27 protein-coding genes and 1 pseudogene are annotated in these 26,032 nt (G+C 73.3%); 16 read left to right on the forward strand and 12 right to left on the reverse strand.

Annotated features, from left to right (window positions below):
- The 3 genes and pseudogenes from ACIBQZ_RS19135 to ACIBQZ_RS19145 form a co-directional block, all read right to left on the reverse strand.
- Nucleotides 1–326 (reverse strand): annotated as a pseudogene (locus ACIBQZ_RS19135) (hypothetical protein); the annotation flags it as partial.
- On the reverse strand, nucleotides 323–844 hold the full coding sequence (locus tag ACIBQZ_RS19140) for a PH domain-containing protein (protein WP_396090033.1): 522 nt from the start codon (nucleotides 842–844) through the stop codon (nucleotides 323–325). The gene ACIBQZ_RS19140 and the pseudogene ACIBQZ_RS19135, both read right to left, overlap by 4 nt.
- A 9-nt stretch (nucleotides 845–853) precedes the next feature.
- Complete coding sequence (locus ACIBQZ_RS19145) at nucleotides 854–1,066, reverse strand: hypothetical protein (protein ID WP_396090100.1); 213 nt, start codon at nucleotides 1,064–1,066, stop codon at nucleotides 854–856.
- Between the two features lie 286 nt (nucleotides 1,067–1,352).
- Between ACIBQZ_RS19145 and ACIBQZ_RS19150 the strand changes: the two genes are divergently transcribed.
- The 7 genes from ACIBQZ_RS19150 (at nucleotide 1,353) to ACIBQZ_RS19180 (ending at nucleotide 8,444) form a co-directional block, all read left to right on the forward strand.
- Complete coding sequence (locus tag ACIBQZ_RS19150) at nucleotides 1,353–2,492, forward strand: AAA family ATPase (protein WP_396090034.1); 1,140 nt, start codon at nucleotides 1,353–1,355, stop codon at nucleotides 2,490–2,492.
- Between the two features lie 10 nt (nucleotides 2,493–2,502).
- The gene (locus ACIBQZ_RS19155; RefSeq protein WP_396090035.1) at nucleotides 2,503–3,516 is read left to right on the forward strand and encodes a DUF58 domain-containing protein; all 1,014 of its coding nucleotides are present in this window, start codon (nucleotides 2,503–2,505) and stop codon (nucleotides 3,514–3,516) included.
- The gene (locus tag ACIBQZ_RS19160) at nucleotides 3,513–4,463 is read left to right on the forward strand and encodes a VWA domain-containing protein (protein WP_396090036.1); all 951 of its coding nucleotides are present in this window, start codon (nucleotides 3,513–3,515) and stop codon (nucleotides 4,461–4,463) included. Before ACIBQZ_RS19155 ends, ACIBQZ_RS19160 begins: the two co-directional genes overlap by 4 nt.
- Before the next feature lie 517 nt (nucleotides 4,464–4,980).
- Nucleotides 4,981–5,685 (forward strand): beta-ketoacyl-ACP reductase, encoded by a 705-nt coding sequence (locus ACIBQZ_RS19165; protein ID WP_396090037.1) that lies wholly within the window; start codon nucleotides 4,981–4,983, stop codon nucleotides 5,683–5,685.
- A 29-nt stretch (nucleotides 5,686–5,714) separates the two neighbouring features.
- Nucleotides 5,715–6,482 (forward strand): enoyl-ACP reductase FabI, encoded by a 768-nt coding sequence (fabI, locus tag ACIBQZ_RS19170; protein ID WP_396090038.1) that lies wholly within the window; start codon nucleotides 5,715–5,717, stop codon nucleotides 6,480–6,482.
- Between the two features lie 68 nt (nucleotides 6,483–6,550).
- Nucleotides 6,551–7,579 carry a ferrochelatase gene (locus ACIBQZ_RS19175; protein WP_396090039.1) on the forward strand — a complete coding sequence of 343 codons (1,029 nt, stop codon included), beginning with the start codon at nucleotides 6,551–6,553 and terminating at the stop codon, nucleotides 7,577–7,579.
- Nucleotides 7,580–7,664: 85 nt separating this feature from the next.
- Nucleotides 7,665–8,444 carry an HAD-IIA family hydrolase gene (locus tag ACIBQZ_RS19180; RefSeq protein ID WP_396090040.1) on the forward strand — a complete coding sequence of 260 codons (780 nt, stop codon included), beginning with the start codon at nucleotides 7,665–7,667 and terminating at the stop codon, nucleotides 8,442–8,444.
- Here ACIBQZ_RS19180 and ACIBQZ_RS19185 read toward each other — a convergent pair.
- The 3 genes from ACIBQZ_RS19185 to ACIBQZ_RS19195 form a co-directional block, all read right to left on the reverse strand.
- A complete protein-coding gene (locus ACIBQZ_RS19185; RefSeq protein WP_396090041.1) occupies nucleotides 8,431–8,862 on the reverse strand; it encodes a PPOX class F420-dependent oxidoreductase in 432 nt (143 codons plus the stop codon). The two genes, ACIBQZ_RS19180 and ACIBQZ_RS19185, sit on opposite strands and share 14 nt — an antisense overlap.
- Before the next feature lie 51 nt (nucleotides 8,863–8,913).
- Entirely contained in the window at nucleotides 8,914–9,918 is a 1,005-nt protein-coding gene (locus ACIBQZ_RS19190; RefSeq protein WP_396090042.1) for a hypothetical protein, read from the reverse strand.
- A gap of 90 nt (nucleotides 9,919–10,008) precedes the next feature.
- Nucleotides 10,009–10,389: a VOC family protein gene (locus ACIBQZ_RS19195; RefSeq protein WP_396090043.1), complete on the reverse strand. Its 381-nt coding sequence runs from the start codon at nucleotides 10,387–10,389 to the stop codon at nucleotides 10,009–10,011.
- Nucleotides 10,390–10,441: 52 nt separating this feature from the next.
- On the opposite strand from ACIBQZ_RS19195, the gene ACIBQZ_RS19200 reads away from it, so the two are divergent.
- Entirely contained in the window at nucleotides 10,442–11,398 is a 957-nt protein-coding gene (locus ACIBQZ_RS19200) for a helix-turn-helix transcriptional regulator (RefSeq protein ID WP_396090044.1), read from the forward strand.
- Nucleotides 11,399–11,481: 83 nt separating this feature from the next.
- On the opposite strand, the gene ACIBQZ_RS19205 is transcribed toward ACIBQZ_RS19200, so the two are convergent.
- A complete protein-coding gene (locus ACIBQZ_RS19205; RefSeq protein ID WP_396090045.1) occupies nucleotides 11,482–12,768 on the reverse strand; it encodes an RNA polymerase sigma factor in 1,287 nt (428 codons plus the stop codon).
- Nucleotides 12,765–13,121 carry a YciI family protein gene (locus tag ACIBQZ_RS19210; RefSeq protein ID WP_396090046.1) on the reverse strand — a complete coding sequence of 119 codons (357 nt, stop codon included), beginning with the start codon at nucleotides 13,119–13,121 and terminating at the stop codon, nucleotides 12,765–12,767. Before ACIBQZ_RS19210 ends, ACIBQZ_RS19205 begins: the two co-directional genes overlap by 4 nt.
- A 251-nt stretch (nucleotides 13,122–13,372) precedes the next feature.
- Between ACIBQZ_RS19210 and ACIBQZ_RS19215 the strand changes: the two genes are divergently transcribed.
- Genes ACIBQZ_RS19215 through ACIBQZ_RS19225 form a run of 3 tightly spaced genes read left to right on the forward strand, consistent with a single transcriptional unit; the run spans nucleotide 13,373 to nucleotide 18,259 of the window.
- On the forward strand, nucleotides 13,373–14,560 hold the full coding sequence (locus ACIBQZ_RS19215; RefSeq protein WP_396090047.1) for a methyl-accepting chemotaxis protein: 1,188 nt from the start codon (nucleotides 13,373–13,375) through the stop codon (nucleotides 14,558–14,560).
- Nucleotides 14,561–14,606: 46 nt separating this feature from the next.
- Entirely contained in the window at nucleotides 14,607–17,132 is a 2,526-nt protein-coding gene (locus ACIBQZ_RS19220; protein ID WP_396090048.1) for an Ig-like domain-containing protein, read from the forward strand.
- Nucleotides 17,102–18,259: an Ig-like domain-containing protein gene (locus ACIBQZ_RS19225; protein ID WP_396090049.1), complete on the forward strand. Its 1,158-nt coding sequence runs from the start codon at nucleotides 17,102–17,104 to the stop codon at nucleotides 18,257–18,259. Before ACIBQZ_RS19220 ends, ACIBQZ_RS19225 begins: the two co-directional genes overlap by 31 nt.
- On the opposite strand, the gene ACIBQZ_RS19230 is transcribed toward ACIBQZ_RS19225, so the two are convergent.
- Both ACIBQZ_RS19230 and ACIBQZ_RS19235 read right to left on the reverse strand, forming a co-directional pair.
- Nucleotides 18,247–18,759 carry an NUDIX domain-containing protein gene (locus tag ACIBQZ_RS19230; protein WP_396090050.1) on the reverse strand — a complete coding sequence of 171 codons (513 nt, stop codon included), beginning with the start codon at nucleotides 18,757–18,759 and terminating at the stop codon, nucleotides 18,247–18,249. The genes ACIBQZ_RS19225 and ACIBQZ_RS19230 overlap by 13 nt on opposite strands.
- Nucleotides 18,752–19,534 carry a hypothetical protein gene (locus ACIBQZ_RS19235; protein ID WP_396090051.1) on the reverse strand — a complete coding sequence of 261 codons (783 nt, stop codon included), beginning with the start codon at nucleotides 19,532–19,534 and terminating at the stop codon, nucleotides 18,752–18,754. The genes ACIBQZ_RS19230 and ACIBQZ_RS19235 overlap by 8 nt, the downstream gene beginning before the upstream one ends.
- Nucleotides 19,535–19,623: 89 nt before the next feature.
- On the opposite strand from ACIBQZ_RS19235, the gene ACIBQZ_RS19240 reads away from it, so the two are divergent.
- Nucleotides 19,624–20,427 carry a DUF3097 domain-containing protein gene (locus tag ACIBQZ_RS19240; RefSeq protein WP_396090052.1) on the forward strand — a complete coding sequence of 268 codons (804 nt, stop codon included), beginning with the start codon at nucleotides 19,624–19,626 and terminating at the stop codon, nucleotides 20,425–20,427.
- Here ACIBQZ_RS19240 and ACIBQZ_RS19245 read toward each other — a convergent pair.
- A complete protein-coding gene (locus ACIBQZ_RS19245; RefSeq protein ID WP_396090053.1) occupies nucleotides 20,411–21,361 on the reverse strand; it encodes an ArsR/SmtB family transcription factor in 951 nt (316 codons plus the stop codon). The genes ACIBQZ_RS19240 and ACIBQZ_RS19245 overlap by 17 nt on opposite strands.
- Before the next feature lie 70 nt (nucleotides 21,362–21,431).
- Between ACIBQZ_RS19245 and ACIBQZ_RS19250 the strand changes: the two genes are divergently transcribed.
- Nucleotides 21,432–22,193: an isocitrate lyase/phosphoenolpyruvate mutase family protein gene (locus ACIBQZ_RS19250; RefSeq protein WP_396090054.1), complete on the forward strand. Its 762-nt coding sequence runs from the start codon at nucleotides 21,432–21,434 to the stop codon at nucleotides 22,191–22,193.
- Here the strand turns inward: ACIBQZ_RS19250 and ACIBQZ_RS19255 are convergent.
- Nucleotides 22,165–23,478 (reverse strand): serine hydrolase domain-containing protein, encoded by a 1,314-nt coding sequence (locus ACIBQZ_RS19255; protein ID WP_396090101.1) that lies wholly within the window; start codon nucleotides 23,476–23,478, stop codon nucleotides 22,165–22,167. The two genes, ACIBQZ_RS19250 and ACIBQZ_RS19255, sit on opposite strands and share 29 nt — an antisense overlap.
- A gap of 119 nt (nucleotides 23,479–23,597) precedes the next feature.
- On the opposite strand from ACIBQZ_RS19255, the gene ACIBQZ_RS19260 reads away from it, so the two are divergent.
- The 3 genes from ACIBQZ_RS19260 (at nucleotide 23,598) to ACIBQZ_RS19270 (ending at nucleotide 26,008) form a co-directional block, all read left to right on the forward strand.
- Nucleotides 23,598–24,047: an NfeD family protein gene (locus ACIBQZ_RS19260; protein WP_396090055.1), complete on the forward strand. Its 450-nt coding sequence runs from the start codon at nucleotides 23,598–23,600 to the stop codon at nucleotides 24,045–24,047.
- A gap of 33 nt (nucleotides 24,048–24,080) precedes the next feature.
- Nucleotides 24,081–25,196 (forward strand): SPFH domain-containing protein, encoded by a 1,116-nt coding sequence (locus tag ACIBQZ_RS19265; protein WP_396090056.1) that lies wholly within the window; start codon nucleotides 24,081–24,083, stop codon nucleotides 25,194–25,196.
- A 143-nt stretch (nucleotides 25,197–25,339) separates the two neighbouring features.
- Nucleotides 25,340–26,008 (forward strand): hypothetical protein, encoded by a 669-nt coding sequence (locus ACIBQZ_RS19270; protein WP_396090057.1) that lies wholly within the window; start codon nucleotides 25,340–25,342, stop codon nucleotides 26,006–26,008.
- The last annotated feature ends 24 nt before the right edge of the window (nucleotides 26,009–26,032 follow it).

The raw sequence follows: 26,032 nt of genomic DNA on the forward strand, positions 1-26,032 counted from the left end.
GGGTGCGCGTCGGCTGCGCCGGAGGCTGGCTGCGCCGGGTGGGGGCCGGCCGTGTCGTGGTGGGCCGGCGGCTGCAGCGGGGCCGGGTCTGCGCCCGGCACGGGGTGCGCGTCGGCTGCGCCGGAGGCTGGCTGCGCCGGGTGGGGGCCGGCCGTGTCGTGGTGGGCCGGCGGCTGCAGCGGGGCCGGGTCTGCGCCGGCCGTGCCGTGGTGGGCCGGCGGCTGCAGTGGGCCCGGGCCGGCGCCGGGCGCTGGTGGTTGCGCCGGGTGGGTGGTGGCGGACTCCGGGCGTGGTCCGGGGTCCGGCTGGGGGTGGGTGGCAGTCACAGGCCCTCGGCCCGGTCCTCGCCGAGCGCCGTCAGCCTGTCCCGCAGCCGGGATGCCTCCTCCGGCGGGAGCCCGGGGATCTTGGCGTCGCTGGCCGCCGCGGCGGTGTGCAGCTGGACCGTGGCCAGGCGGAAGGCGCGTTCCAGCGGGCCCGCTGTCACGTCGACGAACTGCATGCGGGCGTACGGGACGATCGACAGGCGGCGGATCACCAGGCCGTGCCGGACCAGCAGGTCGTTGTCGCGTTCCGCGTACCCCCAGGCTTTGACGGCCCGGACCGTCACGAAGGAGCGCCAGATCGCCAGGAGCAGGACCGCCGCCATGCCGGCGCGCCAGCTCCAGTGGTCGGTCAGGACCGCGCCGACGGCGAGGCCGCCCAGCACGACCGCCACCCAGATCGTCCTGTTGATCAACTCCACTGTGATCAGGCTGCGGGAGACCGGCCGCCAGTCGACCGTGTCGGGCCACGGCTCGAGCGGGTCGGTCTGGGCGGGCGCCGGGGCGCTGGGCTCGGTCACGCTGAAAGCCTATGGGGTGCCGTCATGCTGCGGCGTCCGGAACGAGGTCACCTCGCGCAGGAATCCCCGGACCGTAAGAAATTCGGTGAGGTATTCACGGTGGTCGTCGCAGGCCAGCCAGGTCTTGCGGTACGCCGGCGCGTGCAGCTTGGGGTTGTTCCAGCGCAGTGACCATGCGCCGGGCGCACGACAGCCCTTGCGCGAACACTGCGGGGAAAGCATCTCAACCACGGCTGAACAGTAGCCGGTGGGAGGGGGTAGAGCGCCGGGCGACCACGGGGGAAGTCGCCCGGCGACGGGCTGAATGTTACACGCCCGGCCCCGTCCCTCGTCTACCCGCGGCGGGTGCCCGTTCGAGCGCATCGCGCAGAAAGATCGACATCTCCGGTGATCGTCACCGGCGCGTAATACGGCTCTGCCCGACAGCTCCGAGCACGGTCGTGTAAGTCTTGAGCGTCGGCACCCGTGCCGGCGCGACCCGGAAACGCAGAATCTCGATGGAGGACCGGTGGCCGAGCCGACCACGCCCGAGGGCACGACGAGCGCCGACCGCGTCAGCCCGGTGCCGCCCGCGCAGGACGCCACCCAGCTCGAACGCGCCATGTTCGAGGTGAAGCGGGTCATCGTCGGCCAGGACCGGATGGTCGAGCGGATGTTCGTCGCGCTGCTGGCCCGCGGCCACTGCCTGCTCGAGGGCGTGCCCGGTGTCGCCAAGACGCTGGCCGTCGAGACCCTGGCCCGGGTGGTCGGCGGCACCTTCTCGCGCATCCAGTTCACCCCCGACCTGGTGCCCGCCGACATCGTCGGCACCCGGATCTACCGCCAGTCCAGCGAGAAGTTCGACGTCGAGCTCGGCCCGGTCTTCGTCAACTTCCTGCTCGCCGACGAGATCAACCGGGCGCCGGCCAAGGTGCAGTCCGCGCTGCTCGAGGTCATGGCCGAGCACCAGGTGTCGATCGGCGGCGAGTCGCACCCGGTCCCCGACCCCTTCCTGGTCATGGCGACCCAGAACCCGATCGAGCAGGAGGGCGTCTACCCGCTGCCCGAGGCCCAGCGCGACCGGTTCCTGATGAAGATCCTGGTCGGCTATCCGACCGACGCCGAGGAGCGCGAGATCGTCTACCGGATGGGCGTCAGCCCGCCCGAGCCCAAGGCGATCTTCACCCCGGAGGATCTGCTCGCCCTGCAGCGCCGCGCCGACCAGGTGTTCGTGCACAACGCGCTGGTCGACTACACGGTCCGGCTGGTGCTGGCCACCCGCGCGCCGGCCCAGCACGGCATGCCGGACGTCGCCCAGCTGATCCAGTACGGCGCCAGCCCGCGCGCCTCGCTCGGCATCGTCCGCGCCACCCGGGCGCTGGCCCTGCTCCGCGGCCGCGACTACGCGCTGCCCCAGGACGTGCAGGACATCGCGCCGGACATCCTGCGGCACCGGCTGGTGCTCAGCTACGACGCACTGGCCGACGACATCCCGGCCGACCACATCGTGGCCCGGATCATGGCCAGCGTGCCGATGCCCTCGGTTGCGTCCCGCCAGGGCACTTCGCCGCACGGCCACCCGAACGGGCACCCGGTCTCCGGCGTGCCGGTCAGCGGGCCGGCCGTCGACCCGCTCCCGCACCAGCCGGCCTGGCCGGGACAGCAGTGACGGACCGCCCGTGACGACCGCCGATTCCCCGCCCACGGTGAGCGACGCGAGCACGGCCCGCGCGGAAGCCGTGCTGTCGCGGCTGCAACTGCTGGTCACCCGCAAGCTGGACGGCCTGTTGCAGGGCGACTACGTCGGGCTGCTGCCCGGCCCGGGCAGCGAGGCGGGGGAGAGCCGCGAATACCGGCCGGGCGACGACGTGCGCCGGATGGACTGGCCGGTCACCGCCCGGACCACCACCCCGCACGTGCGGCGCACGGTCGCCGACCGCGAGCTCGAGACGTGGATGGCGATCGACCTGTCCGCCAGCCTCGACTTCGGCACGGCGGCCATGCTCAAACGCGACCTGGTGCTGGCCGCCGCGACCGCGATGGCGCACCTGACCGTCCGCGGCGGCAACCGGATCGGCGCGGTCGTGGGCACCGGCTCCGGCCTGCCCGAACGGCAGCAGGGCGGGTTCAGCTGGCGCCGGCGGCGGGAGCCCGGGGCACCCGTGACGGCGGGGCCGCCGGTCGTCCGGATGCCGGCCCGCCCGGGGCGCAAGGAGGCGCAGGGGCTGTTGCGCGCGATCGCCCGTACCAGGATCAGGCCCGGCCGCGCCGACCTGGGTGAGCTGATCGACCTGCTGAACCGGCCACCCCGCCGCCGGGGTGTCGCCGTGGTCATCTCCGACTTCATGGCGCCGGTCGAGGGCTGGTCCCGGCCGATCCGCAAGCTCGGCGTGCGGCACGACGTGCTGGCGGTCGAGGTGGTCGATCCGCGCGAGCTGGAGCTGCCGGACGTCGGCGTGCTGACCCTGGCCGACCCGGAGACCGGCGTGCTGCACGAGGTGCAGACGGCCGACCCGGCGCTGCGGGCCCGTTACGCCGAGGCGGCCGGCAACCAGCGCGGCGAGATTGCCCGGGCGCTGCGGGCCGCCGGTGCCGCACACTTGAGGTTGCGCACCGATACCGACTGGCTGCTGGACGTCGTCCGTTTTGTGGCCGCTCAACGACACGCTCGCACCCGGGGGACCACGCGATGATCCGTTTCCTGCAGCCGTGGTGGCTGCTCGCCGTCCTGTCCGTCCTGCTGGTCGCGGGTGCCTACGTGTACCGGCAGTTCCGCCGCCGCACGTACGCGATGAAGTTCACCAACGTCGAGCTGTTGCGCAGCCTCGCGCCCAAGGGCCTGGGCTGGCGCCGGCACGTGGCCGCCGGCGCCTTCCTGCTGAGCCTGCTGTCGCTGGCGTTCGCGATGGCCCGCCCGTCGATCGACCGCGAGGAGCCGCTGGAACGGGCGACCGTGATGCTGGCCATCGACGTGTCGCTGTCGATGGAGGCCGACGACGTCCAGCCGAACCGGATCGAGGCGGCCCAGGAAGCGGCGAAGGCGTTCGTGCAGGAGCTGCCGCCGACGTACAACCTGGGGCTGGTCTCGTTCGCCAAGTCGGCGAACGTGCTGGTCTCGCCGACCAAGGACCGGGCCGCGGTGATCTCCGGCATCGACGGGCTGACCCTGGCCGAGGCGACGGCCACCGGCGAGGCGGTCTTCACGTCGCTGGACGCGATCCGCACGGTCCCGGCGGACGGCGCCGAGGGTGCGCCGCCGGCCCGCATCGTGCTGCTCTCGGACGGCTACCGCACCTCGGGCCGCTCGGTCGAGGACGCTGCCGCGGCCGCCGAGGCGGCCAACGTGCCGGTGTCGACGATCGCCTTCGGCACCGACACCGGCGTGGTCGACATCCGCGGGCAGCTGCAGCGGGTGCCGGTGGACCGGCTGTCGCTGCAGCAGCTGGCGGACAAGACCAAGGGCTACTTCTACGAGGCGGCCTCGGTCTCCGAGCTGAAGCAGGTCTACGAGGACATGGGCAGCTCGATCGGCCACCGCGTCGAGCCCCGCGAGGTCACCCAGTGGTATGCCGGGGTGGCCCTGCTGCTCGGACTCGTCGCCGGGGCGATGAGTCTGCTGTGGACGTCACGACTGCCCTGAGGCCGCCGGTCAGGGTGCGCTGTGCACCAGCACGAAGAGGACCACGACCCAGGCCGCGGCGATGGTGAAGGTGAGCGGGGCGACGAACTTGCTCATGGCAGTGACTTTCCGTGGGTGACCGACGGGGAAAGTTGCGCACGGGGTCGTCGCGGCCGGCATCCAGCTCCGTCGTGGCGCGGCACGACGCTGCCGGGCTCCGGCAGACAGCGGGAGCCGCGGAACGGCAGGTGGAGCGGGACTGGTGTGGGTCAGCGGGTCGTACTCGGGCACACGGCCGGGGGCACGTGGCGGTCGAGGTCAGAGCGGCTGACGAACGGCCCGGCCACGACTGGGAGGATCGCTATCTCGCACAGCGATCACCTCCATAAGTAGTCCGGGCTCAGGAACCGTCGAAGAGCGTACCTCTTAAGCGGCACCTAAGGTAATCGGGCTCGCCGTACGAACCGGGGTGGGCTTCGTGCTACCGGCAGGTAACGCCTAGTCTGCGAGCGATCTGTTTCCTAGCGAAGGAGTACGCGTGGCCCGCACCGTCTTGGTGACCGGAGGTAACCGCGGCATCGGCCTGGCCATCGCTCAGGCGTTCGCCAAGCAGGGGGACCGGGTCGCCGTCACGCACCGGGGCAGCGGCCCGCCCGCCGGCCTGTTCGGCGTCGAGTGCGACATCACCGACTCCGCCGCGGTCGACGCCGCGTTCACGACCGTGGAGCAGGAGCTGGGTCCGGTCGAGGTGCTCGTCGCCAACGCCGGCATCACCGACGACACGCTGCTGCTGCGCATGTCGGAGGAGCAGTTCACCCGGGTGCTGGACACCAACCTGACCGGCTCGTTCCGGGTCGCCAAGCGGGCCAGCGGCAAGATGCTGCGCGCCAAGTGGGGCCGGATCATCTTCATCTCCTCGGTGGTCGGCCTGTACGGCGGGCCGGGCCAGGTGAACTACGCGGCGAGCAAGGCCGGGCTGGTCGGCATGGCCCGCTCGATCACCCGTGAGCTGGGCAGCCGTAACATCACGGCGAACGTGGTCGCGCCGGGCTTCATCACCACCGAGATGACCGACGGGCTGCCGGAGGCCCGCAAGGCGGAGGTGCTCAAGGCGATCCCGGCCGGCCGGCTCGCCGCCCCGGACGAGGTCGCGCAGGCGGTGACGTTCCTGGCCGGGGACGGCGCGGCATACATCTCGGGTGCGGTCATCCCGGTCGACGGCGGCCTCGGCATGGGTCACTGACCCCGCTCTGCGAAACGGAGAAACCCAAAGTGTCTGGACTGCTCGCCGGTAAGCGGCTGCTCATCACCGGCATCATCACCGACGCGTCGATCGCGTTCTCGGTGGCCAAGCTCGCCCAGGAGAACGGCGCCACGGTGGTGCTGACCGGCTACGGCCGGATGTCGCTGGTCGAGCGGATCGCCAAGCGGCTGCCCACCCCGGCGCCGGTCATCGAGCTGGACGCCACCGACCCGGAGCATCTGGCGGCCCTCGCCGGCAACGTCCGCGAGCACGTCGACGGCCTCGACGGCGTGGTGCACTCGATCGCGTTCGGGCCGCAGAGCGTGCTCGGCGGGGAGTTCCTCAACGCGCAGTGGGACGACGTCGCCACGGCGCTGAAGGTGTCGACGTACTCGTACAAGTCGCTGGCGACCGCCTGCCTGCCGCTGATGGGCCAGGGCGGCAGCATCGTCGGCCTGACCTTCGACGCCACCAAGGCATGGCCGGTCTACGACTGGATGGGCGTCGCCAAGGCGGGCCTGGAGTCGGCGTCCCGCTATCTCGCGCTGCACCTGGGCAAGCAGGGCATCCGCAGCAACCTGGTCTCGGCCGGCCCGCTGCGCACGATGGCCGCCAAGTCGATCCCGGGCTTCGAGCAGTTCGAGCAGGCGTGGGCCACCCGGGCCCCGCTGGGCTGGGACCTGACCGACCAGGAGCCGGCCGCGCGGGCGGTCTGCGCCCTGCTCTCCGACTGGTTCCCGGCCACCACGGGCGAGATCGTGCACGTCGACGGCGGGTACCACGCGCTGGGCGCCTGACACCGGGCGGACGCGGGGCGGGGCGGGGTGCTTGTACGCCGCCCCGCCCGGCGAGGGAGGATGGCCAGGTGGCCCATGACGCTTTCCTGCTCCTGTCCTTCGGCGGCCCCGAGCACCGCGACGACGTGATGCCGTTCCTGCGCAACGTGACGCGCGGCCGGGGCATCCCCGAGGAGCGGCTGGCCGAGGTCGCCGAGCACTACTACCACTTCGACGGCGTCTCGCCGATCAACCAGCAGTGCCGGGACCTGCTCGCGGCGGTCACGGCCGAGCTCCGCGCGCACGGGAGCACGCTGCCGACGTACTGGGGCAACCGGAACTGGCAGCCGATGCTCGCCGACACCCTGGCGCAGATGCGCGACGACGGCGTCACCTCGGCGCTCGGCTTCGCCACCAGCGCGTACGGCGGCTACTCCTCCTGCAAGCAGTACTGGGAGGACATCGCCCAGGCCCGCGCCAAGGTCGGCCCCGGCGCGCCGGCCGTGGCCAAGCTGCGTCAGTTCCACGACCACCCGGGCTTCGTGCGCCCGCACGCCGACGCGGTCACGGCCGCGCTGGCCACGCTGGACCCGGCCCGCCGGGCGACCACCCGGCTCGTCTTCACCGCGCACTCGATCCCGGTGTCGATGGCCCGCACGGCCGGCCCGGACGGCGGCCGCTACGAGGCCCAGCTGCACGAGACCGCCGCGCTGGTGCACGCCGCCGCCGCGCCCGACCTGCCCTGGGACCTGGTCTGGCAGAGCCGGTCCGGCCCGCCGCAGGTCCCGTGGCTGGAGCCGGACATCAACGACCACCTGACCGCGCTGGCCGACAAGGACGTCACCGACGTGGTGGTGAGCCCGATCGGCTTCGTCTCCGACCACCTCGAGGTGCTCTGGGATCTGGACAACGAGGCCCTCGAGACGGCTGCCGGGCTCGGCCTGGGCTACGCCCGCGCGGCGACCCCCGGCACCGACCCGCGGTTCGTCACGATGGTGCGCGAGCTGGTCGAGGAGCGCACGAACGGCACGGCCCGCGAGCGGCTCGGTACGCTGCCGGTCTGGGACCAGTGCCCCGCCAACTGCTGCCCGCCCCCGCAACGCCGAGGAGCGTCATGACCGACTGCACCGAACCACGCCGAGCGGGCGTCATCGACGGCCGTGCCCGTGCGGGCCACAAGGGCATGACAAGGGGGAGCACGGCATGACCGAGCGCAAGGCTGTCGAGAGCTGGCTCACCGACATGGACGGGGTCCTCGTCCACGAGGGCGAACCGGTCCCCGGTGCCCCCGAGTTCGTCAACCGGATGAAGCAGTCCGGCAAGCCGTTCCTCATCCTGACCAACAACTCCATCTACACGCCGCGCGACCTTCAGGCCCGGCTCGCCCGGATGGGCTTCGACGTGCCGGAGCAGTCGATCTGGACGGCGGCCCTGGCGACCGCGCAGTTCCTGGCCGACCAGCGCCCCGGCGGCACGGCGTACGTGATCGGCGAGGCCGGCCTGACCACGGCGATGCACGCGGTCGGCTACGTGCTGACCGACTACGCGCCGGACTACGTGGTGCTCGGCGAGACCCGCACGTACAGCTTCGAGGCGATCACCAAGGCGGTCCGCCTGATCAACGACGGCGCCCGGTTCATCTGCACCAACCCGGACCCGACCGGCCCGTCCAACGAGGGCGCGCTGCCGGCGGCCGGCTCGGTGGCGGCGATGATCTCCAAGGCGACCGGCGTCGACCCGTACTTCGTGGGCAAGCCGAACCCGATGATGATGCGCTCGGCGCTCAACGTGATCGGCGGGCACAGCGAGAGCACGGCGATGATCGGGGACCGGATGGACACCGACGTGCTGTGCGGGCTGGAGGCGGGGCTGGAGACGATCCTGGTGCTGACCGGGATCAGCACGCGGGCGGAGAGCGAGCGGTACCCGTACCGGCCGTCACGCATCGTGGACAGCGTCGCGGATCTGATCAGGGAGATCTGACCGGACGCCGATGGATGGCCCGGCGCGACGGGTACCACGTGTCGCCGACGGGCTCGCCGGCCAGGTTCCAGCTCCACGAGACCTCCGGCGTGATCCGCAGGTAGACGCCGGGCCCCACCATGCCGGTCCGCTCGACGGGACCGTCGGCGTACCCGTAGACGCGGATGCCCCGCGCAACGAACGGGTCCAGCGAGACCAGGTCGTCGATCACCAGGGCGACCCGGCGGCGCCCGGCTTCGACGTTCCTGATCTTCCGGGTACGGCGGACCGACCCGCCCGAGCCGCCGACCCAGAAATGGGTCCCGTCGAACTCGAAGGCGAGCGGGACGACGTCGGGCTGCGCCTCGGCCCCGACGGAGGCAAGGCGGGCGAGCGGCTGGGACCGCAGATAGGCGATCTCCTCGTCGGTGAAGGACATGGCGACTCCTTACGCGATCGGCAGGTCCTCAGTCTCCCCCGCAGGCGCGCCTCAGGGGAGCACCGCGAAGGTCACCTGTTTGCGGCCCGGGCCGGAGCCCAGCGGATTCGCCTTGTCGATGGACGCCCGCAGGGTGTAGTCGCCGGCGTTCAGCGGGCTGAAGCTCAGCATCAGGAATGCGTGCAGATCCGGGTTGCCCAGCACCGGGCCGATCTCGGTCGATCGCTGCATCACCAGCTTGCCCAGCGGGTTCCCGTTGCCGGTGTGGACGAACCAGGTGATCCGGGCGTCGGGCGGGGAGTCCTGCTTGCCGGAGTTCTTGACGGTGAAGAGGATGTCGAACGGCTGCCCCGCCCGGACCGACTTGTCGCGGGTTTCGAAGATGACCGAGTCCACGGACAGGAGCCAATTCGCCTTGATGATCGCCTGCATGGCGGGCGTGGTCAGGTCTAGGCACGGCGGGTTGGGCGGGGTGAACGAGCCGCACCACGTCTGCTCCTGCTCGACGACGCCCAGGAACTCGCGGTTGTCGTAGGGCACGATCGTGAAGTCCGGCGGGCCGACGTATTTCCAGTGCCGGTTGATGGTCTGCGCCAGGCCGGCGACGTTCTCCGCCGTCGCGGTGACGTCCACCGTGAACAGCTTCAGGGTCTGCTCGGTGGTGCAGCCCGGGCCGACGGCATCGGCCGACACCGTCGAGTTGGCGACGAGCAGGCTGGTGTCGCCCGGCGCGGTCGCGGAAACCGGGCCGACGACCTTGGTCCCCGCGGTGCCGTTGACGCACTGCCACCGGACTGTGGCGGTTACCGAGACGACCGACATCCCGCCGCCGTCGGACGCGCTCGCCGACATGGTGAGGGTGGGGTTCACCGGCAGCGGGTCGGGGTGGTCCGGGCTGTTGCCGTCCTGCAGCGTCACCGCGCCGCTACCCGGGTTCGCGACCAGGCGCAGGTCGGGCGGGGTGGTGTCGGCCGCGTCCGGTGTGGTCTGACACGCGGTCAGCCCCGCGACCGACAGCACCGTGGCGAGCAGGAACCGTGCGGAACGGACGGACATGGTCGAGACTCCTCGATGTGAGGGTCTCCTCAGCATCGCGCCGGGGAGCCGCGCCGGGCCACCTCGGGTCACGTCGGATGCGCGACAGGGTCACCCCGGGGTCGGCGAGGTGAAGAAGTTGACCAGGTTGCCGTCCGGGTCGCGGAACAGCAGGGACCGGTTGCCCCACGGCATGGTCGTCGGCTCGGTCACGAAGTCCACCACCACGCTCCTCAGCTCCTGATAGCGCGCATCCACGTCGTCCACCCGGAACTCGATGATCGCGGTGTGGTTGTCGGCCGGCCGGGCCGAACCGGGCGCGAACAGCGGGACCGTCCGCGTGCTGCCGATCGCCAGCGTGCCGTGCGTCGTGCGCACCTCGGCGAAGTCCTGGTTGCCCCAGACCGCCGGCACCCCCGTGACCTTCTCGTAGAAGCCGACCAGCCGGTTGATGTCGGCGGTGATGATCCGGGTCGAAACGAAATCCGTCATTCCCCCACGCTACGAGGAATACTGGACAGAATTGGTCCAGTATTCTCGGGGCATGCCGCGACCCACCGCTCAGGTGCTCACGCTGCTGGAGCTGCTCCAGTCCGGCGGCATCCGGACGATGGCCGAGCTCGCCGACCGCCTTGATGTCGAGCCGCGCACAGTCCGGCGCTACGTGGGCCACCTGATCGACCTCGACGTGCCGGTCGAGTCGGTGCGGGGTCGCTACGGCGGCTACCGGCTCGCCGCCGGCTACCGCCTGCCGCCGCTCATGCTCACCGACGACGAAGCCCTGGCCGTCCTGCTCGGCCTGGTTGCCGCGCGGCGCGCCGGGTTCGCGACGACCACGGGTACGGCGAGCGAGACGGCCGCCGCGAAGATCCGTCGGGTCCTGCCCGTACGGATCGCGGACCGGCTGGCCGCCGTCCTGGCCTCGCTCACCTTCACCACCGAGCCTGCCGACCTCCCGGCGCCACAGACCGGCATCCTGCTCACCGTCGCCGACGCGGTACGCCAGCACCGGCCGCTGGCGATCCAGTACACCGCCGGCGACGCCCGCACGCTGCACCCGTCCGGGCTGATCAACCACGCGGGCCGGTGGTACGTCACCGGCATCGTCCCGGCGACGGGCGAGGAACGCACGTTCCGGCTCGACCGGATCACGGACGCGCGGACGCTGCCCGGCTCGTTCGTGCCACCCGCCGGGCCCGGGCCCGCGGAGCGCCTGCTCACCTCGATGGCCCGGGCGCCCTACCGGCACGCGGTGACGCTGCGGATCCGGGGGACGCCGGAGCAGATCCGTCAGCGGCTGCCGGCCAGCGTCGCCGAGGTGCGAGCGGGCGCGGACGAGGGCTGGCAGTCCGTGGAGCTCAGGGCAGAGAGTCTCGACTGGCTGCCCGGGGTGCTCGCCGCGCTCGACCTGCCGTTCGTGATCGAACGCCCGGACGAACTGCGCGACCGCGTGCTGGCGCTGGCAGACCGGCTGGCGGCCTCGGCCCGGTCGCCGCGATGATGCTGCCTTGACCGACGACGAGGACGGGCCGGCCGAACGGCGTCTCCAGGACGCCGTGGCCCGGCCTACCGAGCCGCAGGAACTCAGCGGCGCCACACATCGGCTCGGTCATCGGGCCGGGCCGTTCGCGAGGTCAGGTCTGCCAGCCGGTGGGCCAGGAAGTCGCGCTCCGCTTCGTTGCTCGTCAGTTCCAGGGCCGCCCGATAGGCGACCGCCGCCTCCGCGTACCGGTCGAGCCGCCGCAGCAGGTCGGCGCGGACCGCCGGCAGGTACTGATAGCCCGCCAGCCGGTCGTCCCGGTCCAGCGCCTCGAGCTCCGCCAGAGCCGCCTCCGGGCCGGCCACCTCGGCGAGCGCCACCGTACGGTTCAGCGCCACCACCGGCGACGGCCACACCGCCAGCAGGGCGTCGTACAGGGTCACGATCTGCGCCCAGTCCGTCTGCTCGTACGTGGGCGCCTGGGCGTACAGCCCGGCGATGGCGGCCTGGAGCACGTACCGTCCGGGGCGGCCGCCGCGCAGGCCGGCCACGATCAGATGGTGGGCCTCGCTGATCGCCTCCCGGTTCCAGCGGGAGCGGTCCTGGTCCGCCAGCCGCAGCAGCCTGCCGTCGGCGTCGGTGCGGGTGTCGCGCCGGGCGTCGGTGATCAGCAGCAGCGCCAGCAGCCCGCGCACCTCCGGCTCGTCGGGCATCAGCTCGCGCAGCATCCGGGCCAGGTGCAGCGCCTGGTCGGTGAGGTCGGTCCGGATCAGCGCCGGGCCGGACGGCGCGGTGTGCCCGGTGGTGAACAGCAGGTGGATCACGCCGAGCACCCCGTGCAGCCGGTCGGGCAGCTCGGCCGCCCCGGGCACCCGGAACGGGATCCGGGCCACCGAGATCTTCTTCTTGGCCCGGGTCAGCCGGGCGGCCATGGTCGGCTCCGGCACCAGGAACGCGCGCGCGATCTCGGCCGTCGAGACGCCGCACACCAGCCGCAGCGTCAGGGCCGGCTGGGTGTCCCGGGCCAGCGCCGGATGGCAGCACATGAAGACCAGCCGCAGCCGCTCGTCGGGTACGACCTCCACCGGCTCGTCGTCTGCCATCTCCTCGTCCACGGTCCCCTCGGGCTCGATGAGCAGCGGGAGCTTGGCGCGGAAGGTCTGCTCCCGCCGGATCGTGTCCACCGCCCGGCGGCGGGCGATGGTGGTCAGCCAGGCAGCCGGGTTGGCCGGGACCCCGGTCCGGGGCCACGCCGACAGCGCCGCCGCGTACGCCTCCTGCACGCTCTCCTCGGCCAGGTCGAGGTCGCGGGCGACGCGGGCGGTGGCGGCGAGCACCAGCGCCCACTCCCGCCGGTGGGCCTCCGCCACCGCCCGTTCGGCCTCCGTCATGCCCCGGCCGGTGGCCGGACGAAGCCGCCCGCGACGGGCCGCACCTCGACCCCGCCGCCCTGCTGGGTGGCCGGATTGCGCCGGGCGATCGCCAGGGCGGCGTCCAGGTCGGGCGCGTCGATCACGTAGAAGCCCGCGATGACCTCCTTGGCGTCCACGAACGGCCCGTCGGTCACCACGTCGCCGCGGATCGAGGTCGCCGTGACGATCGGCTGCAGGGCGTACGCCGCCGCCATGCAGCCGGACTCCGTCAGCTCCTGGGCGTACCGGTCGTGGACGGCCAGGTCTCCCGGGGTGGCGTCCGGGGTGTGCGCCGAGTCGTTCGCGTAGATCAGGACCGCGTACTGAGCCATGGTGGTGTTCTCCTCCGGGTGACGATGATCGTCCTACACCCCTGCGTCGAACGGCAGACCCGGATTCGACAACACCGGGCGGACGGCCTTGTCCTGGGACGGGTCCCTGACCGGCCTCGCGGCGTTCGAGACCGCGGGCACCTTCACCCTGGAGTGACAGCGGGTGTTCGCGCGGTTCGAGACAAAGGGCACATTTTCGCTGGATTGACCGGGCCGGCCGATAGGTAGGACAGCTGCCCACTGGAGGATCCATGTTCGCGCTGCTCGACCGGCTGCCGCCGAAGGCCCGTACCGGCATTGCCCTGCTCTGTTTTGTCGGCGGGATGATCGGCCTCGGCCTGTTCGCCCACTCGGTGGCGGGTTCCGCCGCCGCCGGGCTGCCGGCCGGCTCGGCCGCCCGCGCGGACCTCGAGCGGCTCGCCACCGTGGGGCTCTGGGCGCCGCTGCTCGTGGCGCCGATCGGCATGCTCATGCAGATGTCGGTCTGGAGCAGCATCGTCCGGGTGCTGCGGCTCGACGCCGGCGTGATCAAATCCGCCGCCGCGGGCGACCTCAGCCCGCGGATGCCGGTGGTCGGCAAGGACGAGCTGGGCCAGATGGCCGTGGCCTACAACACCATGATGGACCGTTTCCAGGAGACCGTGGCCGGCATCCGCCGCGCGGTCGACGAGGTCACCGCCTCGGCCGGCAGCCTCCAGCAGGCCAGCAGCACGATGACCACCGCGGCCGACGCCACCGCCGCGGAGCTGGAGACCGTGGCCCGCTCGGCGGCCCGGACCAGCGACGAGGTCGGCGCCATCGCCGAGGGCACCCAGCAGATGCGCCAGGCGATCGCGGAGATCAGCACGAACACCACCGACGTGTCCCGGATGACCGACGAGGCGGTGACCGGGGTGACCCGGGCCACCGGCAACGTGACCCGGCTCCAGGGCTCCAGCCAGGAGATCAACGACGTGCTGCGCACGATCAACGCGATCGCGGCGCAGACCAACCTGCTGGCGCTGAACGCGACGATCGAGGCGGCCCGGGCGGGCGAGGCCGGCCGCGGCTTCGCGATCGTGGCCGGCGAGGTCAAGGAGCTGGCCCAGGCGACCGCGGCGGCGACCGAGGAGATCGCCCGCCGGATCGAGGGCATCCAGCACGACACCGGCGAGGCGGTCGACGCGGTGAGCGGCTTCTCCGCCATCATCAGCGCGATCGCCGAGCACCAGGTGACGATCGCCGCGGCGGTGGAGGAGCAGACCGCCACCACCGGCACCATGGTCGAGGGCGCCGGCCTGGTCAGCGGCGGCGCGGAGCAGATCAGCGTGGCCATCGGCGCGGTCAGCTCGGCCGCGGCCGAGGTGCGCGGCGCGGCGGAGGAGACCCATCGCGCGGTCGGCGACCTCACCGGCACGGCCCAGCGCCTGCACAGCCTCGCGGCGGTCTTCCACTCTTGAGCGGCCAGGGGCTCAGTTCCACCCGGCGGTGGCCGAACTCACCTTTGTGATCTTTCGCCGTGCCGCTGCCTGCCTCGCCGTTGCTGTCGTGGTCGCCGCCACGCCCGTGCTCGTCACCGCCGCCCCGGCGGCGGCCGTGCCCGTGGCGTGCACGTCCGCGGGCCTGACCGTGACCGCCCTGCACGGGCCGAACTTCTACGTCGACACCTCGTCCTCCCCGGTGCTGCGGGGCGCCTACGCCGGGTACCGGGTCACCGACACGACCGGCAACCCCCGCACCGACCTCTGGGTGGAGCTGGGCGACTTCACCGGCGGCTCGGTGACCCTGGGTTCCGGGCAGCCGGCCGCCCAGCAGGTCGCCACGCTGGCCGGCTCGGCGTCGGCGTCCCGGTTCTTCTACCTGACCGCGCTGGCCGAGAGCGCCACCGCGCAGCGGCACAGCGTCGCCGTCTGGCGCGGCCGGCCGGATCTGCCCGGCTCGGCGCAGCTCTGCGCCGACAGCGGCGGCTTCACCGCGGTCGAGGGCACCATCAAGGCGGCGGCCAACAAGCTGACCAGCGTCACGGTCTCGACCGGCACCCCCAAGATCGGCGGTACGTTCACCGTGACCGTCGCCGGGGACACCGGCACCATCGGCGCCGGCTCCTCGAACGACCCGTCGTCGTTCTGGATGAGCCCGGCCGCCTCGGGCTCGTGGCCCGCGGGCGCGTACCGGCTGGTGGGCACGAGCCTGTCCTTCAGCGACGGTGCCGGCTACACCGACACCCTGCGGGTCAGCGGGCTCAGCTCGGCGTCGAAGGCGTACACCGCCGTCTACACGTTCCGCGCGGTCGGGTTCACCAGCTCGCCGACCAGCGTGCTGCCGGTGCAGCAGATCGCCTCGGGCACCCAGATCAAGCACACCGACCTGGGCAGCGTCGCCACGTTGCCGGCGATCGCCCCGTCCAGCAACGACATGACCGTCGCGCTGACCGCCGACGCGCAGCAGCTGCCGCACACCGGCGGTACGGTCACCTACCAGGCCACGATGAGCGGCTCGGCCGGCGCCGTGCTGGACGCCTTCGCCGCCACCGTCCCGGCCGGCGCGACGCTGGTGCCCGGCTCGGTCACGTGGCGCGGCGCCCCGGCCCCGGACGGCGTCGGCAGCGGCACGATCGTGCTCCAGGGCCCGTTCACCATCACCGGCTCCGGCGACGTGCTGACCTTCACCCTGGCGCTGCCCGCCACCTCCGGCGACCGGGTCACGAGCGTGGTGGCGACCGTCGGCTCCGCCACCATCGACACCACCCTCGCGCTGACCGACAACGCCCCGGCCACCCGCACGGTCAACGTCAACACCTTCCCGGCCGCCGCCGGTGACGCGGTCGTCGTCTCCGACAACCAGACCTCCACCCTCACGCTGACCGGCAACGACACCGACGCGGACGGCGACACCCTGGCCGTCACCGCGGTCGGCACGGCCGGCTACGGCACCGCCGCGCTGGTCAGCGGTGCGGTCAGCTACACCCCGGACGGCGGCTACACCGGTGCCGACACGTTCACCTACACCGTCTCCGACGGCCGCGGCGGCACCGACACCGCCACGGTCACCGTCACCGTGGTCACGCCCTCCGGCCCGCCGCCGCAGGCCACCGCCGACCCGGCGACCGCGACCGCCGGCACCCCGGCCCCGATCGACGTGCTCGGCAACGACACCGGCCAGGAGCTGACCGTCACCGCGGTCAGCACCCCGGGCCACGGCACCGCGGAGGTCACCGGGGGCGGCACCGGGGTGGCGTACACCGCCGCCGTCGGGTACACGGGCACCGACACGTTCACCTACACCGTGCGGGACCTCGGCGGCGTGACCGCCGTCGCCACCGTCACGGTCACCGTCAGCGCGCCCGCCCCGGTGGCGCCGCCGGCGGCGCTCGTCGCCACCGCCGACCAGGCCGACACCGACGCCGGTACGAGCGTCACGCTCACCCCGCTCGACAACGACACCGGCGACGGGCCGCTGGGCGTGCAGTCCGTCGGAATCGCCGGGCACGGCACCGTCAGCGTCACCGGCGACGCCGTCACCTACGTCCCCGCGGCCGACTTCTGGGGCACCGACTCGTTCACCTACACCGTTGCCGACGTGCACGCCGCGGTCGCGACCGGCGCCGTGACCGTGACCGTGGCGGCCGGCCCGGCACCGGCCGACGACAGCGCCACGATCGGCTTCGACGCCGCCACCGACGTCGACGTGCTGGCCAACGACCCGTCCGGCGCGGTGCTCGCCGAGGTCGTCACCGGACCCGCGCACGGCACCGCCACCGTCGACGGGACCGTCATCCGGTACACCCCGGCCGAGGGCCACAGCGGGTCCGACGTGTTCACGTACCGGCTCGTCGGCGCGCCGGACGCCGCCACCGTGCAGCTCACCGTCATCGCACCGACGCCCACGTCCACACCCCCGACCACGTCTCCGACCACGGCCGCGCCGCCGGTGCTGCCGCCCGCCCGGCCGCCGCGCCGGACGTCGCCAGCACCCTGCGCGGGCGTGCCGTCCGCATCGACGTGCTGGCCAACGACACCGGCACCGGCCTGACGGTCGGCCAGGTGGGCGGCGCGGCGCACGGCACCGCGGAGCTGCGTGCCGGCGGCGTCTGGTACACCCCGCAGGCCACCTTCCGGGGCACCGACACCTTCACCTACACCGCGTACGACCATTTCGGCCGCGCCGTGGTCGGCACCGTGCGGGTGACCGTGCCCAACGCCGCCCCGGCCATCACCGCGGTGTCGTCGCGCACCGTCACCGCCGGCGAGACGCTTGTGGTGCCGTTCGCCCTCGCCGACGGCAACGACGACCCGCTCACGCTCGCCCCCGGCACCCCGTCCGGGGCCCCCGGGGCCGCGGCCAGGATCAATGCCGCCGTCACGGGCAGCCGGCTCACCCTCGCCGTGGACGTCCGGCTCAGCGGCCACGTCACCATCCCGGTCACGGTCAGCGACGGCATCGACAGCGCCGGCACCGAGCTCCGGGTCACCGTCCTGCCCGCGCCGGCCCGCGCCGCCACCGGCCGGGTCATCGCCAACCCGCAGGCCCGGGCCCAGCTGGCCGACCCCACCTTCGCCGGCGGGCGGCCGGTCTCGCGCAGCCTGTCCACCTTCGTCGACTCGCTGGTGACCTGGCGGGTCTCGCCGACGGCCGCGCTGCTCGGCTACCGGGTGACGCTCAACGGCGTGCGCATCTGCACCGTCCGGGCGGTGACCGGCGCCACCACCCAGTCCTGCCGGGTCCGCGCCGCCGTCGACACCGGCGACGCGCTGCGGGTCACCGCCGTCGGGATCGACGGCACCCTGTCCGCCTCGATCGGCGCGGCGATCACCCCGGCGTCGGCCACCAACCGGCTGCTCGCGGTCATCTACTTCCCGACCGGTGAGTTCTCCCTCGACGCCACCGCCCGCGGAGTGCTGGCCACTGTGTCCCTGCAGGCCCGCCGGTACGGCTTCGGCACCGCCCTGATGGTCGGGCACACCGACGCCGACGGCACGGCCGCGGCCAACGCCACCCTGTCCCGGCGCCGCGCCGACCAGGTCGCCGAGTACTTCCACCGGGTCTATCCCGCGCTGCGCGCCGACCACACCGGCCGGGGCGAGACCGACCCCGCCCGGCCCAACGTCAGCGACCGCGACAAGGCCGCCAACCGGCGCGTGGAGGTCTACGTCGGCTGACGGCCGGCGGCCATCTCGGCGAAGTACCGGCTTGCCACCCGGGTGTGCAGGTCGAAGCCGAGGGGCGCGGGCGCCGGCAGCACTTCCCAGCCGAGCGCCTCGTCGTTCGGCACCACCGGCGGCAGGTCGTCCGCCGTGGACAGCGCCGGGAACAGGCCGAAGATCAACAGGGTGCCGTCCGGTGCGCTGATCGCGTCGTACAGGCGTACCGTCGCGGGGTCGGTCGTCAGGCCGACCTCCTCACCCAGCTCGCGCGACGCCGCCTGCTCCCAGGTCTCGCCCACCTCGACGAAGCCGCCGGGCAGCGCCAGGGTGTCCCGCGCCGGCGGGATGCCGCGGCGCACCACCAGCAGCCCGGCGCCGACCGGCTGCACCGCGACGGCGACCGGCTTGGGGTTCAGATAGCTGGTCTCCCCGCACGCGCCGCAGCGTCGCGGCCAGGGCTGCTGGGGCACGAAGCGGGCACCGCAGAAGGTGCAGTGCGCATATCTGTCAGGCATGCAGCGGAGCGTTGCACGCGGCGACCAGCGCCTGCCGGCAGGCCGTGGTCAACGGGCGCAGGGCCGCGTCGCGCTGCTGGGCCTCGTAGCCGTTCACCGCGCCGCCCGGGGCGTTGTGCTCGGCCAGCACCAGCACCTGGTCCAGCACGCTGGCCCGGGCGAACAGCCGGCGCGAGCGCGGGTCGAAGCCCGGTGGCAGCGTCGCGGTGCTCTCCGGCCGGCGCAGGGCCTGCAGCGCGCCGGCCAGCTCCGGCCGCCAGTGCGCGACGTCCAGCCGGGTCAGCTGGGTGGTCGCCTCGGTCAGCGCCGCGGTCAGCTCGGCCTCCGCCTCGGCGGAACCCATCTGGAACGTGGGCCTGAACGCCGGCACCGGATAGAACCGCCACAGCACGGTCTCGAACGTCACGCCCGAGCCGGAGGTGTGCCGGCGCAGCTCGGGGACCACCCCGAAGGACGGCGTCACCACGGCCTCGCCGACCAGCAGCGCCGCGCCGGTCAGCTCACCCGGGCCGGGCAGCCCGCGCGGGTCGCCGGGCGCGGGCAGCGCCAGCCGGATGTCGTCGGGGTGCAGCTTGGCGAACGCGGGCAGCGCGCTGCCGAGCGGCACGTCGGTCCACGTGCCGGGGGCATCGGCGACGAGGTGCTCCTCGTCGCCGGCGATCTCGTCGGCCAGCTCGTCGAACGGGACGAGGCCGGCCCGCCAGGCGCGTACCCACGCCACGAACCGGGTCGACCGGCGCGCCGTGAGTGTCGCCGCATCTGCTGCGGGGGACATGCGAGCAAGGGTACGTGCCGTCCGGTGAGCTTGTCTCGGCCGGAGCGTCGGAACCGGCGTGTCCGGGCGGACAAGTTAACGTGCGGGACATGTATGGGGAGGACGTGCTGGCGGGGAACTGGCGGCGCCGCAAGGTGGTGCCCGAGGTGGACGCCGAGCGGGACATGGTGGTCGAGGACGTCGATTCGGGGTTCTGCGGCGCGGTCGTCGGCTTCGAGCTGGGCGCCGTGGTGCTGGAGGACCGGCGCGGCAAGCGCCGCAACTTCCCGCTGGAGCCGGCGGCGTTCCTGCTGGAGGGCCAGGTCGTGACGCTGCGCCGGCCGGCCGCGAAGCCGGCGGCCGCGGCCCGGCAGCGCACCGCCTCCGGTTCGGTCGCGGTCGCCGGGGTACGCGCCCAGGTCGCCAAGGCCAGCCGGATCTGGGTCGAGGGTGTGCACGACGCCGCCCTGGTCGAGCGGATCTGGGGTGACGACCTGCGCATCGAGGGCGTGGTGGTGGAGCCGCTGGACGGCATCGACGACCTGGCCGGCGCGGTCCGCGAGTTCCGGCCGGCCCGCCACCGCCGGGTCGGTGTGCTGGTCGACCACCTCGTCGCCGGGTCCAAGGAGAGCCGCATCGTGGCCGCGGTCCAGGACCCGGACGTGCTGATCACCGGGCATCCGTACGTCGACGTGTGGCAGGCGGTGAAGCCGGCGCGGGTCGGGCTGCGGGCCTGGCCGGTGATCCCGCCGGGGCAGCCGTGGAAGGAGGGCGTCTGCCGGGCCGTCGGCATCGCCGAGCCGTACGAGATGTGGCGGCGCATCCTCGGCAGCGTCAACAGCTACCAGGACGTCGAGACGCCGCTGATCAACGCGATGGAGCGGCTCATCGACTTCGTCACCGAGCCGAGCTGAGCAGCGCCTCGGCCAGCGCCGTCCGCACGTTGAGCACGCTGCGGCCGTGCCGGTGCGCGGTCACCAGCCCGGCCGCCCGCAGCACGGTCAGATGCTGGGAGACCCCGCCGGCGGTCATCCCGGCACGCCGCGCCAGCTCCGTCGTGGAGCTGGGCGCGTCCAGCTCCAGCAGCAGCCGGGTTCGACCCCGGCCGAGCACCGCGCCGAGGGCGCCGGAGCTCTCCGGCCGCGGCTCCCAGAGCGTGCCGACACCGCGCGCCGGATAGGCCAGCTGCGGCACGTCGCCGGCGAAGATGCCCAGCACCGACGGCCACACGAACGCCGACGGCACCAGCACCAGCCCGGTGCCGTCGCGCACGTCGGCGGCGGTGCACGACCGCTTGTCGACCGTCAGCGTGCCGGCCTCCCAGCGGACCTGCTCGTGCAGGTCGTTGAGCAGGGCGGCGGCGCCGTCGGCGGCCAGGCGGCGGGCGCGGGCGAAGATCTCGGCGTCCAGCAGCAACTGGATCCGGGGCCAGTCCGGTGCCAGCGCGGAGTGCCAGAAGGCGCTGATCTCGGTGCCGAGGCGGGCCAGTCCGGTGGCGGGGTCGGCGGCCAGCTCGCGCAGGACCGGCGTGCGGTGGGCGTACCGGTCGAGGTCCCGGCGGACCACCGCGGCGGGCGTCGCCCGCAGCCGGGCCAGCTCCGCGCCCAGGTCGGGGGTCAGTCCCGGCGGCGGCGGGGTCAGAAAATCCGGCAGGTACGCCGGCTCGCCCGGCACCAGCGCCCAGAGCAGCGTGTCGCGTGGCACCGACACCCGGCGCGCCCAGGGCAGATGGACGGCGTGCCGGCCCGGGTCGCGCAGCACCCGGATCGCGGCGACGACCTCCCACAGGCAGGAGACGGCGAAGCGGATGTGCGCCACCGCACCGGCCGACAACCCGATCGCGACCATCCGGACCCCCGACGTTTCAGCGGTGACTGAATCATTATCCGGTGCGCGCCGCCCGGCCGACACTGGCGCCATGACCGACTTCCGTGACCTGCACGTGCCCGGCAAGCCCCTGATCCTCGTGAACGCCTGGGACGCCGCGAGCGCCCGCCTGGTCGAGGCCGCCGGTGCGGCCGCCGTCGCCACCACCAGCGCCGGGGTGGCCTGGAGCCTGGGCGCGCCGGACGGCGACGCGCTGGCGCTGCCGGCCGCGGTCGCGGCGGTCGAGCGGATCACCGCGGTGGTCTCGGTGCCGGTGACGGCCGACGTCGAGCGGGGGTACGGCGACGTGGCCGAGACGGTACGGCGGGTGAGCGCGGCCGGCGCGGCGGGCGTGAACATCGAGGACGGCGCCACCGCCCGGCCCGACCGCATCGCCGCGGCCCGGGCCGCCGCACCCGGGTTGTTCCTCAACGCCCGCATCGACACCTATCTGGCCGGGGCCGGCGGGCTCGACGAGACCGTCGAGCGGGCCATCGCGTACCTGGCGGCGGGCGCCGACGGCATCTTCGTGCCGGGCGTGACCGATCCGGCCACCGTCGCCGCCCTGGTCGACCGGATCGACGCGCCGGTCAACGTGCTGGCCGGGCCGGGCGCGCCGGGCATCGCCGAGCTGGCCGCGCTGGGCGTGGCCCGGATCAGCCTCGGCTCGGTGGTCGCGCAGGCCGCGTACGGGCTGGTCAGCCGGGTGGCCGAGGCCGCGTTCGGCGCCGGCGGCTACGCCGGGCTGACCGGCGCGGCCGACTACGGCACGCTCAACGCCCTGTTCACGCCAGGTGCGCCGGGTCGCGGCTGAAGACGAACGTGGCGATGTCGAGCTGGGTGACCCGGCCGCCCGGGTCGCGCAGCACCTGCAGCACCTCGCCGGTGTTCATGCCCGCGGTGCCCCGCCAGCGGTCCCGGTCCTCGCGGACGAACCGCCACGGCGGCCGCGCGGACAGCCCGACCGGCCGCATGACCAGGTCCGGGCCGTCGGTGGCCAGCGCGAACTCGCCGCCCATCCACCACCAGCGGCCGCACAGCTCGGCGGCCTCGCCGGACGGCGGCGGGGCCGGGCGCCACGGCCGGGGCGGCTCCGGCTCGGCGTCCAGCACCGCGGTCAGCACCTGCAGGCTCAGCGCCCGGATGCTGGTGCCGCGCAGCCCGTACGAGTTGGCGAAGGCGATCACGCCGGTCCGGCTGGGGCGGTGCACGACCAGGTGGGAGCAGTAGCCGGGCATCGAGCCGCCGTGGCCGGCGTACACCCGCTCGCCGACCCGCATCAGCTCCGGGCCCAGGCCGTGGCCGGCGGTCCAGGCCTCGTCCTGGATGACCACCGGCGTGCACATCTCGTCGACCGTCCCGCGGCTGAGCACGGTCGGCGCCGGGTCGGTGAGGAACGCCGCCCACTTCGCCATGTCGGTCACCGTCGACCAGAGCTGGCCGGCCGGGGCCATCGCGCCGCTGTCCAGCCGGGGCTCCTCGTGCAGGCTGTCGTCCAGCGAGTGCACGACGTACCCGCGGGCGTACGGCTCCACGGGGGAGTACGTCGTCCGTTTCATCCCCAGCGGGTCCAGCACCCGCTTGCCGACCAGATCGGCCCAGGACTCCCCGGTGGCCCGCTGGAGCACCGCCCCGAGCAACCCGTACGCCAGGTTCGAGTAGTGATACGTCCGGTACGGCGGCCCGGCGATCTTGTCGAAGGCCAGCTCGGTCAGGAGCTGGTCCAGGTCGCGGCCGGGGTGGCGTTCCCACCACGGGCCGTCCGGCTCGCGTTGCAGCCCGGACACGTGCCCGAGCAGCTGGCGCAGCGTGACGCCGCCGACCGGGGTGCCCGGCAGGTGCCGGTAGAGCATGTCGTCGAGGGCGAAGAAGCCCTCGTCGCGCAGCTGCATCACCATGGTCGCGGTCAGCGTCTTGGTGATCGAGCCGAGCCGGTACTGGGTCTTGGGATCCGGCGGCGGGGTCTCCCCGGCGCCGGTGAAGTGCAGCAGCGAGCGGTCGCGGACGACCGCCAGGGCCAGCGACGGCGCGCGGCCCGCGGACTGCGCGCGGGCGGCTAGTTCGGTGACGCGTCGACCGGTTTCCGGCAGCAGGGACACGGTGAGCCTCTCGGTCGGGGGACGGTCCAAGGTTTAACTGAACGGCGCCGATATGGCTACGCGGCAAATCGGTGTCCCGCGCCGTCGCAGTGCGAGCGCGGACGTGTCACGATCAGGGGGTGGAAAGCGTCCTCTGGATCGTGCTCGCTATCGCCCTCGCGATCGGTGAGGCCTTCACCGCGTCTTTCCTGATCATCTTCTTCGCCGTGGGCGCCCTGGCGGCGGCCGGCGCGGCGGCGCTCGGCGCCCCCGTGCTGCTGCAGGCCATCGTCTTCGCCATCGTCTCCGGCCTCTCCGTCGCCGCGCTGCGGCCCATCATCATGCGCAGCCAGCGGCCGGCGTCCGAGACGGGCGGGACGGCCTTCGGCATCGAGGCCATCGAGGGCTCGCAGGCGACGGTGCTCGAGGAGGTCACCGCCGACCACGGCCTCGTGAAGATCGACGGGGAAGTCTGGACGGCGCGCTCCTTCGACGGCGACGAGACGTACGCGCCGGGCGACCGGGTCCGGGTCATCAAGGTCAAGGGCGCCACGGCGATCGTCTGGCGCGACGAGCACCCCAATCTCTGAGCAACCGTCCTACATAAGAGAAAAGAGGACGCCATGGAAGTTGTTATCGGTGTACTCATCTTCGTGATCGCCCTGTTCGCGGTCATCACGCTGGTCCGGTCGGTGCGGATCGTCCCGCAGCAGCGGCACGACGTGGTGGAGCGGCTCGGCAAGTACAAGCGCACCCTGTCGCCGGGGCTCAACCTGCTGGTGCCGTTCATCGACACGGTACGCACCAAGGTGGACATGCGGGAGAACGTGGTCAGCTTCCCGCCGCAGCCCGTCATCACCTCCGACAACCTCGTGGTCTCGATCGACACGGTGCTCTACTTCAAGGTGGTCGACCCGGTACGCGCCACGTACGAGATCGCGAACTTCCTCCAGGCGATCGAGCAGCTGACCGTCACCACGCTGCGCAACGTCATCGGCTCGCTCGACCTGGAGCGCGCCCTGACCAGCCGCGAGGAGATCAACCGGCACCTGTCCGGGGTGCTCGACGAGACCACCGGCCGGTGGGGCGTCAAGGTCACCCGGGTCGAGATCAAGGCGATCGAGCCGCCGCCGAGCATCCGCGACTCGATGGAGAAGCAGATGCGCGCCGAGCGGGACCGCCGCGCCGCGATCCTGACCGCCGAGGGTGTCAAGCAGTCGCAGATCCTGACCGCCGAGGGTGACAAGCAGTCCGCGGTGCTGCGCGCCGACGGTGACCGCCAGGCCCGGATCCTCACCGCCGAGGGCCAGGCCAAGGCGATCCGCACCGTCTTCAACGCGATCCACGAGGCCAACCCGAGCCAGAAGGTGCTGGCCTACCAATACCTCCAGGCGCTGCCGCAGATCGCCAACGGCTCGGCCAACAAGGTGTGGATCGTGCCGACCGAGCTGACCCGCGCCCTGGAAGGTATGGGTGGCGCGCTCGGGGGACTGGCCAACATGGTCGGCGACCTGCCGCACGCGTCGGTCGACACCGCCGCGGTCGAGCGTGAGGCCGCCGAAGCGGCCGAGGCCGCCGCCAAGGAGGCCGCCGCCGTCAACGCCCAGGTCCGGGCCGCCGAGGCGCAGGTGTCCGGCGACGGCCGGCCGAAGAGCCTGCCGGCCCCGGAGGCCGTGCCGCCGTCCGCAGCGCTGGGCGGCGCCGACTACAACGGCGTGGGGGAGCCCGACCGCGCCTGACCTCCTCCGCAGTGGTGCAAAATCGGAGTGAATACCGCAAAACCCCGCGTTCTGCGCGGGGTTTTGCCATGCTCACCGGGAATCCCTCATCCCACTCAGCGCCCGACGAATGGCCTCGCCGGAGCTTCAGCGGAGGCGATGGCATGAGCATGAGGCAGCACCAGACGGCGAGCGGACGCCCGTTGCGGGTGGCACCGGCCTGGGTCGGCGGCGCGGGCGCGAGCACCGCGGGCGAGCACCTGCTGCCGGTCCACGAGGCCGTGTGGATCTGGTCGGTCCGCCGCTACGCCCGGGTGTCGCTCTGGGCGCTGCCGGCCGGCGCCGCCCTGTACGGCTGGTCCACCCTCGGCGTCGCCACCCCGCCCGGCCCGCTGCTGCTCGAACTCGCCGCCGGCTGGTTCTGCGCGATCGCGATGATCGGCCTCGCCGGGCTGCTGGCCGGCGCCCGCACCCGCCGGTCGGCGCTCGCCGGCCTGCTCGTCGGGCTGGCCGGGCTGGGTCTGCTGATGCCGCTGTCGGCGCTGCCGGCCGGCACCGGCCCGGACGGCGTCGGGCTCAGCGCCGCCCAGGTGCAGACCGCCTCGCAGGTGGCGGCGGCCGTGCTCGGCGCCGGCCTGCTGCTGCTGGGCTGGGCGGTGTTCCGGTCCAAGCTGGTCAACCCGGCCGACGGTGTGCTGCTGATGCTCGCGGCCGTGTCGATCGGCGCCGGCTCGTACGCGGTCCGCCCGCTGCCCACCGTCGGCGCGCTGCTGCTGCTCGCCGCCGGCATGGGCCTGGCCTGGACCGGCTCCCGGCTCATCCCCCCGGCCTGACCGTCGTACCCGGGTGGCATGCTC

The sequence above is a fragment of the Actinoplanes sp. NPDC049599 genome (assembly GCF_044465625.1).
In the GTDB taxonomy this organism is placed as follows: Bacteria; Actinomycetota; Actinomycetes; order Mycobacteriales; family Micromonosporaceae; genus Actinoplanes.

Coding starts and splice junctions, on each gene's coding strand:
- ACIBQZ_RS19145 (WP_396090100.1), bottom strand. CDS start 1,066: ATGCTTTCCCCGCAGTGTTCGCGCAAGGGCTGTCGTGCGCCCGGCGCA.
- ACIBQZ_RS19160 (WP_396090036.1), top strand. CDS start 3,513: ATGATCCGTTTCCTGCAGCCGTGGTGGCTGCTCGCCGTCCTGTCCGTC.
- ACIBQZ_RS19180 (WP_396090040.1), top strand. CDS start 7,665: ATGACCGAGCGCAAGGCTGTCGAGAGCTGGCTCACCGACATGGACGGG.
- ACIBQZ_RS19185 (WP_396090041.1), bottom strand. CDS start 8,862: ATGTCCTTCACCGACGAGGAGATCGCCTATCTGCGGTCCCAGCCGCTC.
- ACIBQZ_RS19190 (WP_396090042.1), bottom strand. CDS start 9,918: ATGTCCGTCCGTTCCGCACGGTTCCTGCTCGCCACGGTGCTGTCGGTC.
- ACIBQZ_RS19195 (WP_396090043.1), bottom strand. CDS start 10,389: ATGACGGATTTCGTTTCGACCCGGATCATCACCGCCGACATCAACCGG.
- ACIBQZ_RS19200 (WP_396090044.1), top strand. CDS start 10,442: ATGCCGCGACCCACCGCTCAGGTGCTCACGCTGCTGGAGCTGCTCCAG.
- ACIBQZ_RS19205 (WP_396090045.1), bottom strand. CDS start 12,768: ATGACGGAGGCCGAACGGGCGGTGGCGGAGGCCCACCGGCGGGAGTGG.
- ACIBQZ_RS19210 (WP_396090046.1), bottom strand. CDS start 13,121: ATGGCTCAGTACGCGGTCCTGATCTACGCGAACGACTCGGCGCACACC.
- ACIBQZ_RS19215 (WP_396090047.1), top strand. CDS start 13,373: ATGTTCGCGCTGCTCGACCGGCTGCCGCCGAAGGCCCGTACCGGCATT.
- ACIBQZ_RS19230 (WP_396090050.1), bottom strand. CDS start 18,759: ATGCCTGACAGATATGCGCACTGCACCTTCTGCGGTGCCCGCTTCGTG.
- ACIBQZ_RS19235 (WP_396090051.1), bottom strand. CDS start 19,534: ATGTCCCCCGCAGCAGATGCGGCGACACTCACGGCGCGCCGGTCGACC.
- ACIBQZ_RS19240 (WP_396090052.1), top strand. CDS start 19,624: ATGTATGGGGAGGACGTGCTGGCGGGGAACTGGCGGCGCCGCAAGGTG.
- ACIBQZ_RS19245 (WP_396090053.1), bottom strand. CDS start 21,361: ATGGTCGCGATCGGGTTGTCGGCCGGTGCGGTGGCGCACATCCGCTTC.
- ACIBQZ_RS19250 (WP_396090054.1), top strand. CDS start 21,432: ATGACCGACTTCCGTGACCTGCACGTGCCCGGCAAGCCCCTGATCCTC.
- ACIBQZ_RS19265 (WP_396090056.1), top strand. CDS start 24,081: ATGGAAGTTGTTATCGGTGTACTCATCTTCGTGATCGCCCTGTTCGCG.
- ACIBQZ_RS19270 (WP_396090057.1), top strand. CDS start 25,340: ATGAGCATGAGGCAGCACCAGACGGCGAGCGGACGCCCGTTGCGGGTG.